Below are 15,777 nucleotides of genomic sequence, written 5' to 3'. Positions count from 1 at the left end.
CCTCCGCGGATGGCAGCAGGATGCGCGCGGGCACGGTCGGGCGCATCGTGCGTACTGCGCCGCGATCGGTCAGGTCAGCCGAAGGTGAAGGCGTAGGCTCGCACGCCCGCGTCGAGAAACTCGATCTCGACGATGCGGTCGCCGACGGGCCCTGCCTGGCGCACGAGCTGGTAGAGCCGGCCATCGCGAACGGTGCCAAAGCCCTGCTCGTCGGTATCCGAGCCGTGGCTTGCGCCCGGTGCTGCGCCGTCGATCCTGACGCGAAACCGGACGGGCCGGTCGGGCGTACCGGGGACCAGCACGAGATGCAGGTCGCGGGCATGGACGCGGTAGCGCAACCCGCCGCCAGCGACGTTCAGCGCGGCGAATTCGGGACCGACCGTCCAGTTGCCCGACAGGCTCCAGAAATTCGCCGGCAGGGTGGCCGGATGCCGGTATTCGCGCGGCTCGTCGCGGGTGAGCGAGCCGGGGGAGGCGAAACGCTCGGCCTTGTCATGGCCGAGATAGGTCTCGGGCGAGCGCAGGTTGCCCCAGTCGGCCTCCTTCTGCGTGCCCTGGCCCTCGACCGGCTGGCTGGAGCCGGCGGTGCCGGTGGCGTTCGCTTCGGCCAGCAGGCGCCGGATCACCTGCTCGGTTTGCTCGTAGCGGCCTTCGCCGGTTGCCTGATGGCGGATGCGGCCATCGGCCCCGACGATATGGAGGCCCGGCCAGCCGCTGTTGCCGAAGGCGCGCCAGATGCGGAAATCGTTGTCGAGCACGACCGGATAGCGGATGCCGAGCGCGGCGCTGGCCCGGGCGACATTGTTCTGGACCTTCTCGAAGGCGAATTCCGGGGCGTGGACGCCGATGACGACGAGGCCCTGCGCTTCGTATCTGGCCGCCCAGCTCTTCACATGCGGCAGCGCGCGCAGGCAGTTGATGCAGGAATAGGTCCAGACATTGAGGAGGACGACCTTGCCGCGAAGATCCTCGGCGCGGAGCGGGGCCGAGTTGATCCAGCCCGCTCGGCCAAGCAGCGAGGCGAGGGGGCCGGCGATCGTGTCGGGGCTCGCAGCCACCGCAGAGTTCGGCCAGAGGCTCGCCGGATCCGAAACGAGTTTCACCAGCGTGTTCTCCAGCTTGTTGGTCTGTTCGGTGGAAAGGCGCTGAAGCAGGCTGGTATCGAGGCCGAGACCCAGCACAGCGACGCTGCCGATGACAGCGATACCGGCGAGCCGGCGTGCCCGTTCGACCCAAGGTAGCGACGGGCGCAGACGCATGAGCGCCAGCCGCCCGGCCAGCAGCGCGGCGGCCAGCGAGGTGGCGGCTCCGAGGCCGTAGGCGAGCAGAAGCGCACTGGTCCGGGGGCCGGGGCCGCTCAAGGCCGCGCCCGAGAGGATGAGGCCCAGCACCGGGCCCGCGCAGGGCGTCCAGAGCAGCCCGGTGGCCACGCCGAGTGCGACTGACGAAACCAGGCGTGAGCGTCCGTCCTGCGCCCATAGCGTCAGCCGCGATCCTGCCGCGACGAATGGCGCCGCGAGCCTGGCAGAGAGCGCGGGCAGGATGAGGCCGAGGCCGAAGATGGCGAGCAGGACCAGTGTGGCGGCACGGCCGAACTGGTTCGCTGCGACCGCCCAGCCGCCGGCGAAGGCGGCGAGGCTCGCCACCGCCGCGAAGGCGACGGCCAGTCCCAGCAGCATCGGCAGGCCGCCCCGATGGAAGGGCCGGTCGGCGCGCGCCAGGATGAACGGCAGGACGGGAAGGATGCAGGGCGACGCGATCGTCAGAACGCCCGCGAGATAGGACAGAATGAAAAGCGACATCGGGGCGCTCCCGCTCGGGCGATGGCGTCGTCGGTGACAGGCCCGGATTACCTGGGCGGCCGGCCATCCATAACCCGATGGCCGTTCCCTCGGCGGGGAAGCGGCCACCGGCTGGAGCGTCAGGCGATGGTGGTCACCACGTCGATGTTGCCGCGGGTCGCCTTGGAGTAGGGGCAGGTCTGATGTGCGGCCTCGACCAGCGCCTCGGCGACCTCACGCTCGATTCCGGGCAGGCTGACATTGAGCCGCGCCTGCAGGAAATAGGCACCATCGGTATTGGCGAGATCGACCTCGGCATCGACGGCGGTGTCCGCGGGCAGCCGGAGCTTGCGCGCGCCGGCGGCGTGGCCGAGCGCGCCGATGAAGCAGGCCGACCAACCCGCCGCGAAGAGCTGCTCCGGATTGGTGCCGGCGCCGGACGAGCCGGGCGGGGAGAGGGTGACGTCCAGGCGGCCGTCGGAGCTGCGAGCGGCGCCGTCGCGCCCGCCGGTGGTGTGGGTTCGGCCGGTATAGAGAACCTTGGTGCTCATGATGCTGCGCCTTCTGATTTGAATCGCATCCGCTTTAATCGGATGCGCTTTATCTAGGGGCGCGTAGCCGCGTGTCAATCCCTTCCGATTTAATCGGATGCGATTTATATGGGTTGCATCCGGCCTGTACGGATATGGGAGATGTTGATGACCCAATCGAAGCCGCCTGATCTCGCCACCAGGAATCTCGCCGATTTCATGTGTTTCGCGGTCTATTCGGCCAATCTCGCCTTTGGCCGGGCCTACAAGCCGATCCTGGAGGAGCTGGGCGTCACCTATACCCAGTGGATAGCGATCGTGGCGCTGTGGGAGGATGACAATCAGACGGTGAAGGGCCTCGGCGAGAAGCTGTTTCTCGAATCCAACACGCTGACGCCGATCCTCAAGAAGCTCGAGGAACTCGGCTATCTGCGCCGCCAGCGCGATCCCGGCGACGAGCGGCAGGTGATCGTCAGCCTGACGGAGGAGGGGCGGCGCCTGCGCGAGCGGGGCGCGCAGCGGAGTCTGGTCAAGGCGACAGGCATGGAGGCGGACGAGTTCGCGAAGACGCAAAAGTCGATCGTCAAGCTCCGCAACAACCTGATCAAGCACGCGCAGGCGTGATCCGCTGCCTGGCCCGCCGGCGCCAGCGGCCGGTTGAAGGCGCGCCCTTGCCCCATGCAGGCATCCGCGCGCCGCGCCGGCGCCGGCGGGATGCGGCGTGAAGCAGGGGCCTGGGGGATCAGCCATCGGCGTGGTCCGGGCGCTGCATGCCGATAGAACAGAGGGTCGACAGCCGCTCCGGCGCGCGCATGTCGGCCACCGTCCCCGCTTCGAAGCGGCCGGCCCCGTAGAGCAGGACGGGGCGATCGCCGATTTCGCGCATGGGCCGGTTCATGCGTGGTCATGACGATGGTCAGGCCACGCTCGGCGGCTGACGGTGTTCTGTCAGCGGTGCGATGCGGCGCTTCAACTTCGGAGCCGATCGTGAGCGGCCGCAACGATCAAAAGGACACCCAAGGGGTGTGTCGATTTCCGGGCAACTCCGCAACAGAGGCGCTGACCAGCGGTTGGGAACTTCCTCACGTCGCTTGCAAGAACGCGACGGCATCGTCGAGGACAGGCGCTTGCCATTTCAGCAGCCTGGAGAGCGCGGTCGCTGTGCCGGCATGGCCAAGCCCCGGATAGATCTTCAGGGAGACCGATTGGGCGCCAGCCTTCTTGAGCGCCCGCGCAAGGCGCTCGCTGTTGCGGGGCAGGACCGTTGTGTCGTCCGAGCCCGTCGCCAGAAAGATCGGCGGAGCGTCGCGGCGCACGAAATTGATCGGTTGCGTCTGGGCGGGGTCGCGCGCGTTTCCGAACGCTTCTTTCGTGACGTCGATGTCGAACGGCAGGAAATCGTAAGGGCCGGAGAGGCCGATGGTCGAACGGATGTCGCTGGAACGCATGCCCGCCGCGGCGAGGTAACGCCCGTCCAGGGTCAGCATCATCGCATTATACGCGCCCGCGGAATGCCCCATCAGGTGGAGGTTCCGCGGTGCGCCGCCGAAGCGCGTGATGTTGTCCCGCACGTAGCGCAGTGCCAGCGCACCATCCTCGATGAAGACCGGGAAGCGGACCTCGGGCACCAGGCGATAATCCGCGATCACCGTGACGAAGCCGCGCGCGGCAAGGGCGTCTCCGACAAAGGAATAGGTCTCCTTCGCCCCGTTGGCCCATGAGCCGCCATAGATGAAAAAGACAACCGGCTTCGGCCCACCTCCATCGCCATGAGGCACATAGATATCCATCCGTTGCCGGGGATGCGGGCCGTAGGCGACATCGCGCGCGCCCTCGGTCAGGCCGCCGGGGCGCAGGGCTGTGCAAGCAGGTAGGGCGAGCCCGGCAAGCAGCGGCAGGATCGTGCGTCGGGCAATTCGGGTCGTCATGGCCGCCTAGGGTCGAGGAAACATCGCTATTCATACGCTCCGGCCGTCGGGATGGATCTGCGCCGCGATGGTTCAGGATCGTCGGCGACACTGAACCACGTCAGCTTGCCTGGCGTATCTCCTCGCGGAACCCCTGGAGGTCACGATGCGCTTCATCGCCGGTTATGTCGCCTTCCTCATCGCATTCGGCATTTGCGATGCCATCTGGCTGAGCACGATGACGGCCAAACTCTATCGCCCGGTACTGGGAGACCTGATCGTCGAGCAGGTGCGCTACTGGCCTGCGGCGCTGTTCTATTTCGGTTTCCCGCTCGGGGTCGTCTATTTCGCGTTGATGCCGGCTCTGCGCGAGGGCAGCCCAAGCGCCGCCTTGATCAATGGCGCGCTCATCGGCCTGCTCGCCTACGCGACCTACGACCTGACGAACTACGCCACGCTGCGGCCGTGGACCTTGACGATCACGCTGGTGGATCTCGTCTACGGCGCGGTCGTCGTCGGCCTGTGCACATGGATTGCCTTTGGCGTCGTCCGCCGCCTTGCCGACTGGGGCTGGGTCTAGCCCCGGGCCGTCAGGTTGCGCGCAACCTGTAGTGATGGACGCCCCAGGCCTCGCCGCCGGCATGGCCGAACAAGCCGCTTGTCGCCAGGAAGAACAGGCGCCAGCGGCGGCGCCAGAGCGGCGCCTGCGCGCCATAGGTCTCGCGCAGGATCGGGTCGATCTTCGCGAGATTGCGATCGAAATTCGCCAGCCAGTCCTCTGCCGTGGCGCGGTAATGCTCGCCGCTCCAGCGCCACTCGGCCTCCACCGCGAAGAGGTCCGGGAACTGGTGTGCGAGCGCAGCACTCGGCATCAGGCCGCCGGTGAAGAAACCTGCGCGATCCAGTCACCCGTATCCGCCGCATCGAAGCGGTAGCAGCCCTGCCTGTGAGCGAAGACATGGATGAAGAGGCGGCCGTCCGGCTTCAGCCAGCCACGAACCCGCCCGAGGAGTTCGCGCCAGTTCGCCATGTGCTCGAACATTTCAACGGAGACGACACGGTCGAAACGCTCGTCGGTAGCAAACGCGTTCATGTCGGCAGTGACGACGCGGAGATTGCCGAGATGGCGGCGCTGCGCCTGCTGCTCGATAAAGGCGCGTTGCGAGGCCGAATTGGAGACCGATACGATCCGCGCCTTAGGATAGCGCTCCGCCATCCACAGCGACAGCGAGCCCCAGCCGCAGCCAAGTTCGAGGATGTCCTGCCCGTCGGCGAGATCGGCATGGTCCGCGGTCAGTTCCAGCGCCTTCTCTTCCGCTGCCGCCAGCGTGTCGCCGGGATCGGCGTAGTAGCAGCAGGAATATTTGCGCCGCGCGCCAAGCACCTGATCGAAGAAGGCGGCCGGCACCTCGTAATGCTGGGCGTTGGCGGCGTCGGTATGAACGGCGATCGGAAACGCCGCCATGTCGCGCGCAAAAGCTGCGGCATCAGCCGGCTGCCCCGCGAGCGAACGATCCGTTCGCCCGACCAGCGAGGCGATGACCATGCGACTGACGGCATCGGGAACGGGGAGGCCTTCGCCCCAGGTCGAGAGCTTCTGCATGATCGTCATCACGTGGCTCCTTTCGGCGGCAGCGGGATCAGGGCGCTGGTTCGGCTTTGGTAGGCGCGATAGGCGTCGCCGTGCTTGGCGAGCATATGCTCCTCCAAAGGCGGGATGCCGGAGATGCGCGTCAGCAGCGCTGTAATGCAGGCCGGCGCCAACACGGCGAGCCAGCCCCAAGGGTAGCCGACTGCCAGCGCGAGCACCGGATAGGCGCACCAGAGCACGCATTCGAAGAAGTAGTTGGGATGGCGCGACCAGCGCCAGAGACCACGGTCGCAGATGCCGCCGCGACCTGAGCGGGCAAACGCGCGCAATTGGCTGTCGGCCAGCGCTCCGCCCACCAGCCCTGTCACGAAAATGGCAATGCCTGCGATATCGCCCCAGCCAAGCGAAGGCGTGGGGTTATGTGCCGCGAGGATGAGGCCCAATCCCAGCGGAATGCTGGCCAGCGCCTGCATCTGCAACAGCCTGGCGAGTTGCCGGGGGGCATCGCTGCCCCAGTCGCGCTTGAGTCTCGCATAACGAGGATCCTCAGCGATGCCGCTCGTGCGCTGCGCGATATGCAGGCCGAGGCGAAGCGCCCAGGCCAGTGCAAGCCCTGCCACGAGCAGGCGCCGCGGCATTGGTCCGGCCCCGAAGGGCAGCAACGCACCCGCGATCCCGGTCAGGCCCAGCCCGGCGGTCCAGACCACGTCGATCCAGCCGGAATTGCCGGTGCGGCGCTCCACCATCGTCGCCAATGCCATGAAGGCCGACATGGCCACGGCCACGAAGGCCAGAGCCACGACGAAGGCTGAGAGCGTCAAAACCGCACCAGCGGCTGCAGCAGCCGGCCAAGCCATCCCTGCAGCTGCACGCTTCCCGTCATCGCGACGATGCAGGTGCAACCCTCGACAGGGTCGACGCGCGGGGTGTGGTCATGCTCGGAATCCGCTTCGTCGAAATCCCCGGCCGCATAGCGCCCGTATTCGTGCTCGTAGGCACCGGCGAGGATCGTGGTCCATTCGAACCCGGTATGCTTGTGGTGCGGCAGGGCGATCCCCGGGCCGGCACGCAGCATGAAGACGCGCGCGCCTGCGCCGGGAACGTCGACGCGCCGCATGGCGATGCGGATGCCGATCGGCCGCCACGGACCAAGGCCATAGGGGCGAAGCACCTGCGGCATCCCGGTTTCGGGGGCAGAACCCGCCATGCCGGGAACCGGTACGGCTTGCGCGACCGCTCCCACATCCCGGGGAGCGGTTGCCATCGTGACGGGCTCGATCGTATCCAGCAGCGCGCCTTGCACGGCCTCAAGCTCCCGCAGGCGCCGTCGGCTCTCCGAATCCGCCTCGATATGGCAGGCGACGACAACGGCCAGGCCTTCGTCGAGCTGTCCTGCGGCGAAGGCAGCGAGCGTCTCCTCGGATGGGCGATGCATGATGCTCATCGCAGATCCTCCAGCCGGCCGCGCAGATGCGACAATGCCAGGCGCAGGCGAGATTTCACCGTGCCCAAGGGGATGGCGAGGCGATCGGCGACGTCCTGGTGGCTGAAGCCTTCCAGGAAGGCGAGCTCGACCACACGGTACTGGTCGGGAGACAGCTGGGTCATCGCGGCCCGCACACGCGCGTCGCGTTCGGCGCCGGAGAGCGTCGCATCGGGTTGTTCGGGGGCTTCGTCATGGAGAATCTCGTAAACTTGCGACAGCCGCGAACGCGTTTCGCGACGGGCGATGTCGATGCGCAGATTGCGTGCGATCGTGGCAATCCAGGTGGAGGCGCTCGCTTTCGCCGGGTCGAACAGGCCAGCCTTGCGCCAGACCGCGAGCAGCGTTTCCTGCGCGACCTCCTCGGCCAGCTCCGCCGGGGCGCCGCCGCGCATCAGCAGCCCTTTCACGCGCGGCGCGAAATGGTCGAACAGCGTGGCGAAAGCAGCCCGGTCCCCCGAGCGCGCAATGGCGGCAATCAGGCTATTGGGGTCGAACAAAGCGATGAAACGACCTCCTTGAGCGCTGGCTCCCGCCTCGCGCATGCCGTCGACAGTCAGGGCGAGAGCGGCGACCATGAACGAGATACGCGGGCAGCGCCACGCCGGATCACCGCGATGAGATCACGCGCCATCACTCGACGGCCTTCCAGTTCACGTCGCGGCAGATCAGGCGCCCGACGATGCAACCGCGCGTGGTCAGCGCGCCGGGCGTCGCGGTGATCGTCATCGCGTAGGTCCAGTCGCGCTTGGGGTCATAGGCGTTGCCGGAAAAGGTTCCGTCGGGCTGGCGGGCCAGCGTCATGACGAGCTTGTCGCCGGCCGCCTCGCCTTTGCTGGTGTCGCCGATCCAGAGATTGGTGGCGCAGATCTTGTCGCCGCAAGGCGCGATGCGCACGCGTGCGTTGCCGTCATCGCGCAGCCATGTGCCGTCAATGTCGCTGGCGGCCGCGCCTTCAATCGCAATGGCAGCGAGGGCGAGAGCAAGCAGAAGGCGCGTCATGACGAAGTCCTTTCGGCGGATGCGTCTCCTCTACGCTCCCCGGACATCGTTGGTTTCATCGGCGCGCGAAATTGTGTCGAGATGCCCGGAGAAGAGCCATCCGATCAGGACTGTCAGGGATGCGGCGCTCAAAAAATTCAGGTGCTGCAGGGCTGCGTATTCGTCGGTCTGGTAAAGGTGTAGCGGCTCGCCGAGAAACGCTGCCGGCAGCAGATAGGCGGCGAAGGCGAGAGCCGCGAAGCCGAGGGCGAAGAGGCGTTCCGAGCGGCGAAACAGCATCAGCGCCAGCATGAGACAGGGAAGCAGAAAGATTTCGACCCCCGAGCCGGAGCCGAAGGCGGCGCGACAGAGCAACGTGTTGCCGATGCCGGCCGAGAGAAGCAGCGCTCGCCCGAACAAGGTGCTGCGCCGCATGGCTGCCGGCACAGCCGCGAAGAACGGCGTCGACAGGAAAGTCAGGTAGGACGGCGCGATGACGGGCGAGACCGCCCAGTCGATATAAAGCGGATAGAAGGGCTGGTTCGAAACGATCACCAGCGCGACGGTATTGGCCATGGCGCTTCGGGGATCGGGATGCGCCGCATAGGCGCTGAGCGCGGCAGCCATCCGCTTCAGCCTGCTCACGAGCATCATTCCGACCTCTCACGGATTATCCCGGCTTCCCTTCGTCTACGCATGTGACCCGGCGTTGGGTCACGCCGCCTGCGCATTTTCGGCGGCCCCGCGACAAATCCAGTCCGGCTCATGCCGCGTATATCGGTCATGAAAAGCAGGGACGCGACGATGGAGCGGGCGCAGGGCAAGGCAATGAGGCTCGCCGTGATCGGTGCCGGCATCTCCGGCCTGTCGGCCGCGTGGCTGCTGGGTCAGGCGCATGACGTGGTGCTGTTCGAGGCCGCGCCCCGCCTCGGCGGTCATGCGAATACGGTTCGCGTTGCCGGGGAGACCGCGGTCGATACCGGCTTCATCGTCTACAACGAGGCGACATACCCGAACTTCATCGCGCTGATGGACCATTTGCGTGTCGCCACGCAGCCGACCGAGATGTCGTTTGCGGTATCGCTCGACGGCGGGCGCCTCGAATATAGCGGTACCAGCATCGCCGGCCTGTTCGCCCAGCGCAGCAATCTGATGCGCCCACGCTTCTGGGCGATGTTGCAGGACATCACCCGCTTCTACCGCAATGCCTCAAAGGACGCGATTGCGGGCGGTGCGGCCGGCGTCTCGCTCGGCGATTATCTCGCTGCCGGCGGTTACGGGGCCGCCTTCCGGGACGACCATCTCCTGCCGATGGCTGCGGCCATCTGGTCGGCGCCCTGCGCGGAAATCCTGTCCTATCCCGCAGCAGCCTTCCTGCGCTTTCATCACAATCACGGCCTGCTGAAGCTCACCGACAGGCCGGTCTGGCGCACCGTGACCGGTGGCAGCAGCACTTATGTGCAAAAGCTGCGCACCGCCTTCCCGGGCGAGGTGAGGGCTGGCTCGCCGGTGCGGGAGGTTCGGCGCGGAGCCAATGCTGTCGTTCTGACCGGCGACGGCTGGACCGAGACCTTCGATCATGTCGTCTTCGCCACCCATGCCGACCAGACGCTGGCGATGCTTGCCGACCGCGGTCCGGGCGAGATCGAGGCCCTCGGCGCGTTCCGCTACAGCCGCAATCGCGCCGTGCTGCATGGCGACACGGCGCTGATGCCGAAACGTCGCCGCGCCTGGGCGAGCTGGAACCATATCGGTCATCGTGCGCAGCCGGATTCCGCCTGTGCTGTCACCTACTGGATGAACCGACTCCAGGGCCTGCCCGATGAGCGGCCCTTCTTCGTCACGCTCAATCCGCCGGATACGCTGCGCGAAGAGACTATCCTTCACGAGGAAATCTATGAGCACCCGCTCTTCGATGCGGCGGCGCTCGAGGCGCAGGAGCGGCTCTGGTCGCTGCAGGGCGTGCGTCGGAGCTGGTTCTGCGGCGCCTATTTCGGTTCGGGCTTCCATGAGGACGGCTTGCAGGCGGGGCTCGCGGTCGCCGAGGCGCTCGGCGGTGTCCGTCGGCCCTGGCAGGTTCGCGATGAATCCGGGCGGATTCCGGTCGCTCCCCGGCAGGAGCTGGCGGCATGACCTTGCAATCGGCCCTCTATGTCGGCCGTGTCAGGCATCGTCGGTTTCGGCCGCGGCCGCATGCGCTGGCCTATCGCGTGTTCTGGCTTCTTCTCGATCTCGACGAAATCGATCGGCTGGCCGCGAAACTCAAGCTGTTCTCGCACAACCGCTTCAATTTCTACGCATTTCGTGACGCGGATTACGGGGATCGCAGCGGTCGGCCTCTACGACCCGAGATCGAAGAAACTCTGGCGAAAGCCGGAATCGCGCATGATGGTGGCCCGATCCGGCTGCTGACCATGCCGCGCATCCTCGGCTATGCCTTCAACCCCCTCAGCACCTATTTCTGCTATCGCCGCGACGGCAGCCTCTGCGCCACCGTCTACGAGGTGCACAACACCTTCGGCGAGGTTCACAGCTATGTCGCGCCGGCCCGTGCTTCTGAAGGCGCGTTGAGGCAGGAGGCCGGCAAGGTCTTCCACGTCTCGCCGTTCATGAAGCTCGGCATGAGCTACGACTTCACGGTCGCACCACCGGGAGAGCGTGTCTCCATCGCCATCGATGGTAGCGATGCCGAAGGGCGACTGATCACGGCCGCGCTGAGCGGCAAGCGATTGGAACTCAGCGACGCTGCGCTGTTGCGGCTGCTGGCGACTCATCCGCTCCTCACGCTGAAGGTCACCGCTGCCATTCACTGGCATGCGTTGCGGCTGCTGGCGAAGCGCATTCCCTGGCAACCGCATTCGGCCGCGCCTGAGCCGGCCTTCAGTCGAGGCCGCATCGCCTCATCCCATGCGAAAGGACAGCTGCAGCCATGAGCCGGCCGGAAACCGAGCATCGCCTTCGCATGTCGGAACAGGTGTTTGCGCCGTCGAGCGGAATGGGCCTGTCGCGCTGGTTCCTGCGCCGCGTGCTCTCCCGGATCGCGGTTGGCCACCTGACGGTCTTCACGCCAGACGGTGAGCGGATTTGCAGCGCGCCCGGCATGCCGGGGCCTCAGGCGACGATGATCCTGAACAACTGGCGCTCGATCCGCCGGCTTCTGCTCGACGGTGATATCGGCTTGGCCGAGGCCTATCGTGACGGCGACCTTCACACGCCGGACCTCACGGCACTGATCGAGCTCGGTGCGCGCAACGATGCGACGCTGCGCAAGCTGGTTTCAGGTGCCTGGCCGGCGCGGCTGCTCAACCGCCTGCGGCATGTCCTCAACGCCAATACCCGTAGCGGCAGCCGCCGGAACATCACGGCGCATTACGACCTCGGCAATGACTTCTACGGCCGCTGGCTCGACGCCAGCATGATGTATTCCTCGGCGCTCTACGAGGCGCCGGCCGAGACGCTCGAGGCCGCCCAACAGCGCCGGCTGGACCGCATCATCGCCATGCTCGGTCTCTCGGGCGGCGAGCATGTCCTGGAGATCGGGTGCGGCTGGGGGGCGCTGGCTGAGCGGCTGGCCCGCGAGGGCTGCCGCGTGACGGCGATCACCTTGTCGCCGGCCCAGCTCGAAGCGGCACGGCAGCGCATCGCCGCCGCAGGCCTGTCCGAGCGGGTCACCGTCGAACTCCGGGACTATCGCGACATTGCCGGGCAGTTCGACCGCATCGTTTCGATCGAGATGATCGAGGCGGTCGGCCGCGCCTACTGGCCGTCTTACTTCGATACCCTGAGCCGCTCGCTCAGGCCCGGCGGCCGGGTCGTTCTACAGGCGATCACGATCGACGATGCGTTGTTCGAGAGCTACCAGCAGGGCACCGATTTCATCCAGCGCTACATCTTTCCCGGAGGGAGTCTTCCGTCGGTTCCGGTGCTGAAACGAAGCGCCGAGGCTGCCGCTCTCGCCGTGGTCGAACAGCTCGACTTCGGCGACAGCTACGGCATGACTTTGAAGGAGTGGCGTCGGCGCTTCCTGGAAGGCTGGGCAGAAATCGCGCCGTTGGGCTTCGACGAGGCGTTTCGCCGGCTCTGGGAGTTCTATCTCTGCTATTGCGAGGCTGGCTTCCGCGCCCGGACGATCGACGTCAACCTGCTCGCCCTTCAAGGTCGCTGACGGACGCGGGCCAGCGCGAAACGTCCTATCGGAGCGTGACGCCCTCGCATAGCAGTGGTTCTGCATGTCACCGGCAACTGGCGGTCGACGCGGCAGCCTTCTAATCTGTGCCTTGCCAGCGGGGCGTGCGTTTATGGAGGGATCATGTATCGATCGTCGATCAGATCGGTTTCAGGCGCCGTCAGCGTTGTCCTCTTGCTGGCGACAGAACCGGCCAACGCCCAAAAGACACCGTTGCCCGCTGGAGCTCAGGCCTGCCGGTTCCATGCGTTCGTGGTCGATGCTGACGGAAAGACCAATGTGCGTACGGGGGCGTCGGCGAAGGCTCCCGTGGTTGGCACATTGCCGGCTGCAAGGAAGCGTCTTCAGAGCCCCGACGAGGGCGCGCAAGTGGACGTCGTCGCCGTCAAGGACGGCTTCTTTCTGATCGAGAATGCAAACGTCGACGACATCGAGACAGCCGACGAGAAGCGCAAGCTGGGCCGCTGGTATCGCGGTCGAGGCTGGGTGCACGGATCACGGCTCGACTTCCATATCCAGTCGGGAGACGGCCTGCGCGCCAGCCCATCTGCCGAAGCTCCCGTCTCAACCCGCTTCCCGAGCGGGGATGGTGAACCAGGCGTCCATGTTGCTGCCGTTCACGCCTGCCGCGCCGGCAATATCGAGGTCACCATCCATACCTTGGAAGGTAAGCCGCTGGGGCGGGGCTGGATCGTTCCGGGAGCCCGGTCGGGCAGCTCTGCTCCGGTGACGATTTGCTCAGCACAGCTCACGACCTGCAGCTGAGCGCACGCGTCCAGACGTGACTCACGGCACGATGGGTCGCGAACAGATATACGAGCTTTCGCTCCGTGCGCTCACGAGCGAGCGGCTGACCACAGGAGCGAAGGCAAGAGGTATCCCAGGAACGCGAAGGCCGAAAGCGCGGCTAGCAGAATGAGCAATGCGCCTAGTCGGCCGAGGCTGGATCGGGACGAACTTGCCCGCACCAGCAACTTCAGTACGCCGCGGATAGGCGCCGTTTTAGGAGGCGCCAGGGAAGAGGCTTCAACGTCCTCAATCTCCGCGGATCGCCGGCCGTCATCGACGACGCCCATATGGTCTCCTATTCCGCGGACTGGCGCATGTTAGAAATTCCTCCCGCAAACGGCGAACGGGCATCCGTGGAAATCGTTCCGTTGCATAACAAAACCCCGCCGGGATCGCCGACGGGGTTTGTGGGCCTCCAGCCCTTTGCTCTGCCGCGGGGACGAGCACTACCGAATTCCACGGGCTACCAGCCGATCGGTCGCTGCCGGTACATCCGCGGCTCGCTTCCTGATCGGCGGTAGAAGAGCGGAGCCGATTGGCCGGGGCTTTATCCGCTCCACTCAGCGGCACGGCTTCATTGGCATGGGAGCCGCGCGGTCAGACAACATGCGAACGCGTGGGAAGTTCCGGCTCGAAGACACAGCGACTGACCTTTTCGCGCTCCCGATCCGACGATCATGGATCGATGTGTTCCGGCATCTCCTTCAGCCGGTCTTTCGTCCAGTTCGTTACGGCGTGCACGTCGCCATCTTCGTCGCGCATGAATTCAAGCTCGGAGATCGCCACGGATACCGGCTTGGCACCGATGCCCAGGAACCCGCCCACATCGATGACGACCTGGGATCCATGGAGATGGGAAACAGAGCCGACTTTCTCATCGCCGGGGCCGTAGATCGTGGCACCTTCCAGAATCTCGGGTGACAATTCCGTAGTCGCGAGACGCGTATGCTTAGAATGGTCCATGTCATCCTCCTGAGGTCCTATGAAGGGAGAACGTGGAGGCAAGCGAACGCGTTCCATTGCATTATCGGTCAGGATTGCTGAGCCCCCGAAACGAGAATGGCCGGGCATCGCCCGTGCGGGGAGGGCGATCCACTCGCTCGTCCTTCCAGGCATGAAGCCGAAAACTTCAGGTGATCAACGTGTCGCGAAACGAAAAATGGCCCCGCCAGCCGGAGCTGACGGGGCTTAGTTTTGGGCTGTCTGGGGTGAGACAGGAGATCAAGGGAACGCTGGTGACGGCCTTGGAGTTCCTTCCTTGGAACTGCCGTTGCGATCAGGCGCCCGGCGGAATGAGGCTCATGACAAGATGATCGAATCCCTGGCTGAGCATCAGACGTCTCTCAGGCTCATCGCCGATCCAGCAAGAGCAGCGGACATTGTGCCTGAACAGCGCGCGCCTATCCAACTTGCTTTGAATGTCGAGATCTGGCGGGCGACGCATGGGCGCTGATGACGACACAAATATCGGGTCCGGTGATCTGGAGCCGACCGAGATTGGCTTGGTGGAGCGTCTGCTCGAAATCATCGCCGTCGAAGGGCTGGTCAAACCCGAGCTGCTCGAACCCCATGCCAAGGTTGACGATATCGGCTTCACAATCGACGACCTGACGCTGATCGGCAACGCGATCGAGCGGGAATACGATTGCGACATGATGCCGGACGAGGCGATGCAACGATGCAAAACCGTTCGCGAGCTCGTCGAGCTCATGGGGCGACGCATCCAAAGCGCTGGAAATCGAGAATAGCGCGGATTTGCGGAACTCTACGCCTTCCGGCCGATTGATTCGTCGTCAGGAGGTTCGCATGCCAGACGACGAGAGAAAGCGGGAGCCGCTGGACCGTTCACAGATCCATCTCAGCAAAGACCAGATCCGATACTGGACGGATAAGCTGGGCGTATCCAAGGCGCAGCTGGAGGACGTTGTCCGCGAAGTCGGCTCCTCAGCGGATGCTGTGGAGGCACAGCTTCGCCGCATGGCACTCGATAGCGGAGCGAAGACGTGAGCGCGACGCTCACCATTCGCCGCGAAGGCGATGATTGGTTCGTCGAAGACGGCGCAGCCCGCGTTCACATCACCAACCCCAGTATTGGCATCATTGCGAAGCTCGTTGCCGACTGGGATGCAAAGGGAATGAGGCCCATGGCAATTGCTTCCACGGCCGCATATGAGGCGGCTAAAGCCAGAATTCACCAGCTCGCTGACGTTAAAGCAGGCTCGACCGAAGCGGACGAATTGGCTGGGCTGGTCGCAACAGTCAAAGACTGGGAAGATCGCCAGCTGACCGGCGCGGCGTCTGCGCCTGGACATTTCGACACGCCCCGCCGACCGGGACAACCAGGCGATGAGGGCGAGTCGAGGGCGGGCCCAAACCCGCGTTCACGTCATGCGAGCGGCCCCCACCCTCCTTATGAAGCCAATGATCCGGACGGTGCTGCCGCGGAGAAGCATGTCGCTTCGACGGCCGGCCACCCGGATCCAGCTGAGGCCGCGACCCGCCCCAGTGGGAATATCCGGACGATCTGAC

At 65.6% G+C, this 15,777-nt stretch carries 19 protein-coding genes and 1 pseudogene; 9 read left to right on the top strand and 11 right to left on the bottom strand.

Annotated elements, in window-relative coordinates:
* Positions 1-74: 74 nt before the first annotated feature.
* Both AC3WMA_RS08420 and AC3WMA_RS08415 read right to left on the bottom strand, forming a co-directional pair.
* Positions 75-1,802, bottom strand: a complete 1,728-nt coding sequence (locus AC3WMA_RS08420; protein ID WP_492284949.1) for a redoxin domain-containing protein — start codon at positions 1,800-1,802, stop codon at positions 75-77.
* Positions 1,803-1,921: 119 nt separating this feature from the next.
* Positions 1,922-2,332, bottom strand: coding sequence for an organic hydroperoxide resistance protein (locus AC3WMA_RS08415; protein WP_492284948.1), 411 nt, complete (start codon positions 2,330-2,332; stop codon positions 1,922-1,924).
* Between the two features lie 147 nt (positions 2,333-2,479).
* Here AC3WMA_RS08415 and AC3WMA_RS08410 point away from each other — a divergent pair, with 147 nt between their 5' ends.
* A complete protein-coding gene (locus AC3WMA_RS08410) occupies positions 2,480-2,935 on the top strand; it encodes a MarR family winged helix-turn-helix transcriptional regulator (protein WP_492284947.1) in 456 nt (151 codons plus the stop codon).
* A gap of 118 nt (positions 2,936-3,053) precedes the next feature.
* On the opposite strand, the gene AC3WMA_RS08405 is transcribed toward AC3WMA_RS08410, so the two are convergent.
* Both AC3WMA_RS08405 and AC3WMA_RS08400 read right to left on the bottom strand, forming a co-directional pair.
* Positions 3,054-3,197 carry a hypothetical protein gene (locus AC3WMA_RS08405; protein WP_492284946.1) on the bottom strand — a complete coding sequence of 48 codons (144 nt, stop codon included), beginning with the start codon at positions 3,195-3,197 and terminating at the stop codon, positions 3,054-3,056.
* Between the two features lie 196 nt (positions 3,198-3,393).
* Positions 3,394-4,239: an alpha/beta hydrolase gene (locus AC3WMA_RS08400; protein ID WP_492284945.1), complete on the bottom strand. Its 846-nt coding sequence runs from the start codon at positions 4,237-4,239 to the stop codon at positions 3,394-3,396.
* A gap of 145 nt (positions 4,240-4,384) precedes the next feature.
* Here AC3WMA_RS08400 and AC3WMA_RS08395 point away from each other — a divergent pair, with 145 nt between their 5' ends.
* Entirely contained in the window at positions 4,385-4,798 is a 414-nt protein-coding gene (locus tag AC3WMA_RS08395; RefSeq protein ID WP_492284944.1) for a DUF2177 family protein, read from the top strand.
* Between the two features lie 10 nt (positions 4,799-4,808).
* On the opposite strand, the pseudogene AC3WMA_RS08390 reads toward AC3WMA_RS08395, so the two are convergent.
* The 6 genes and pseudogenes from AC3WMA_RS08390 to AC3WMA_RS08365 all read right to left on the bottom strand — a co-directional run bounded on the left by AC3WMA_RS08390 (position 4,809) and on the right by AC3WMA_RS08365 (position 8,927).
* Positions 4,809-5,830: pseudogene (locus AC3WMA_RS08390) on the bottom strand (SAM-dependent methyltransferase).
* Positions 5,830-6,630 (bottom strand): DUF1295 domain-containing protein, encoded by an 801-nt coding sequence (locus tag AC3WMA_RS08385; RefSeq protein WP_492284943.1) that lies wholly within the window; start codon positions 6,628-6,630, stop codon positions 5,830-5,832. The pseudogene AC3WMA_RS08390 and the gene AC3WMA_RS08385 overlap by 1 nt, the downstream one beginning before the upstream one ends.
* Positions 6,627-7,253 (bottom strand): ChrR family anti-sigma-E factor, encoded by a 627-nt coding sequence (locus tag AC3WMA_RS08380; RefSeq protein ID WP_492284942.1) that lies wholly within the window; start codon positions 7,251-7,253, stop codon positions 6,627-6,629. The genes AC3WMA_RS08385 and AC3WMA_RS08380 overlap by 4 nt, the downstream gene beginning before the upstream one ends.
* Positions 7,250-7,870 carry a sigma-70 family RNA polymerase sigma factor gene (locus tag AC3WMA_RS08375; RefSeq protein ID WP_492284941.1) on the bottom strand — a complete coding sequence of 207 codons (621 nt, stop codon included), beginning with the start codon at positions 7,868-7,870 and terminating at the stop codon, positions 7,250-7,252. The genes AC3WMA_RS08380 and AC3WMA_RS08375 overlap by 4 nt, the downstream gene beginning before the upstream one ends.
* Positions 7,871-7,925: 55 nt before the next feature.
* Complete coding sequence (locus AC3WMA_RS08370; protein WP_492284940.1) at positions 7,926-8,294, bottom strand: DUF2147 domain-containing protein; 369 nt, start codon at positions 8,292-8,294, stop codon at positions 7,926-7,928.
* A 30-nt stretch (positions 8,295-8,324) separates the two neighbouring features.
* On the bottom strand, positions 8,325-8,927 hold the full coding sequence (locus tag AC3WMA_RS08365) for a hypothetical protein (protein WP_492284939.1): 603 nt from the start codon (positions 8,925-8,927) through the stop codon (positions 8,325-8,327).
* A 129-nt stretch (positions 8,928-9,056) separates the two neighbouring features.
* Here AC3WMA_RS08365 and AC3WMA_RS08360 point away from each other — a divergent pair, with 129 nt between their 5' ends.
* From AC3WMA_RS08360 to AC3WMA_RS08345, 4 genes are all read left to right on the top strand, one after another.
* The gene (locus tag AC3WMA_RS08360; RefSeq protein ID WP_492284938.1) at positions 9,057-10,406 is read left to right on the top strand and encodes an NAD(P)/FAD-dependent oxidoreductase; all 1,350 of its coding nucleotides are present in this window, start codon (positions 9,057-9,059) and stop codon (positions 10,404-10,406) included.
* Entirely contained in the window at positions 10,403-11,206 is an 804-nt protein-coding gene (locus tag AC3WMA_RS08355) for a DUF1365 domain-containing protein (protein ID WP_492284937.1), read from the top strand. The genes AC3WMA_RS08360 and AC3WMA_RS08355 overlap by 4 nt, the downstream gene beginning before the upstream one ends.
* Positions 11,203-12,438, top strand: coding sequence for a class I SAM-dependent methyltransferase (locus tag AC3WMA_RS08350; RefSeq protein ID WP_492284936.1), 1,236 nt, complete (start codon positions 11,203-11,205; stop codon positions 12,436-12,438). Before AC3WMA_RS08355 ends, AC3WMA_RS08350 begins: the two co-directional genes overlap by 4 nt.
* 144 nt (positions 12,439-12,582) lie before the next feature.
* On the top strand, positions 12,583-13,224 hold the full coding sequence (locus AC3WMA_RS08345; protein ID WP_492284935.1) for an SH3 domain-containing protein: 642 nt from the start codon (positions 12,583-12,585) through the stop codon (positions 13,222-13,224).
* A gap of 699 nt (positions 13,225-13,923) precedes the next feature.
* Here the strand turns inward: AC3WMA_RS08345 and AC3WMA_RS08340 are convergent.
* On the bottom strand, positions 13,924-14,211 hold the full coding sequence (locus AC3WMA_RS08340) for a PRC-barrel domain containing protein (protein ID WP_492284934.1): 288 nt from the start codon (positions 14,209-14,211) through the stop codon (positions 13,924-13,926).
* 479 nt (positions 14,212-14,690) lie between these two features.
* Here AC3WMA_RS08340 and AC3WMA_RS08335 point away from each other — a divergent pair, with 479 nt between their 5' ends.
* The 3 genes from AC3WMA_RS08335 to AC3WMA_RS08325 are packed head-to-tail and all read left to right on the top strand — an operon-like array spanning position 14,691 to position 15,776.
* Positions 14,691-14,996 (top strand): phosphopantetheine-binding protein, encoded by a 306-nt coding sequence (locus tag AC3WMA_RS08335; RefSeq protein WP_492284933.1) that lies wholly within the window; start codon positions 14,691-14,693, stop codon positions 14,994-14,996.
* A gap of 58 nt (positions 14,997-15,054) precedes the next feature.
* The gene (locus tag AC3WMA_RS08330; RefSeq protein ID WP_492284932.1) at positions 15,055-15,255 is read left to right on the top strand and encodes a DUF3606 domain-containing protein; all 201 of its coding nucleotides are present in this window, start codon (positions 15,055-15,057) and stop codon (positions 15,253-15,255) included.
* Complete coding sequence (locus tag AC3WMA_RS08325; RefSeq protein WP_492284931.1) at positions 15,252-15,776, top strand: hypothetical protein; 525 nt, start codon at positions 15,252-15,254, stop codon at positions 15,774-15,776. Before AC3WMA_RS08330 ends, AC3WMA_RS08325 begins: the two co-directional genes overlap by 4 nt.
* Position 15,777 lies beyond the last annotated feature (1 nt).

Source organism: Allobosea sp. FW305-C-101 (assembly GCF_058783685.1).
The sequence above is the reverse complement of the archived record's forward strand: the minus strand, read 5'-3'. Positions and strand labels throughout refer to the sequence as shown.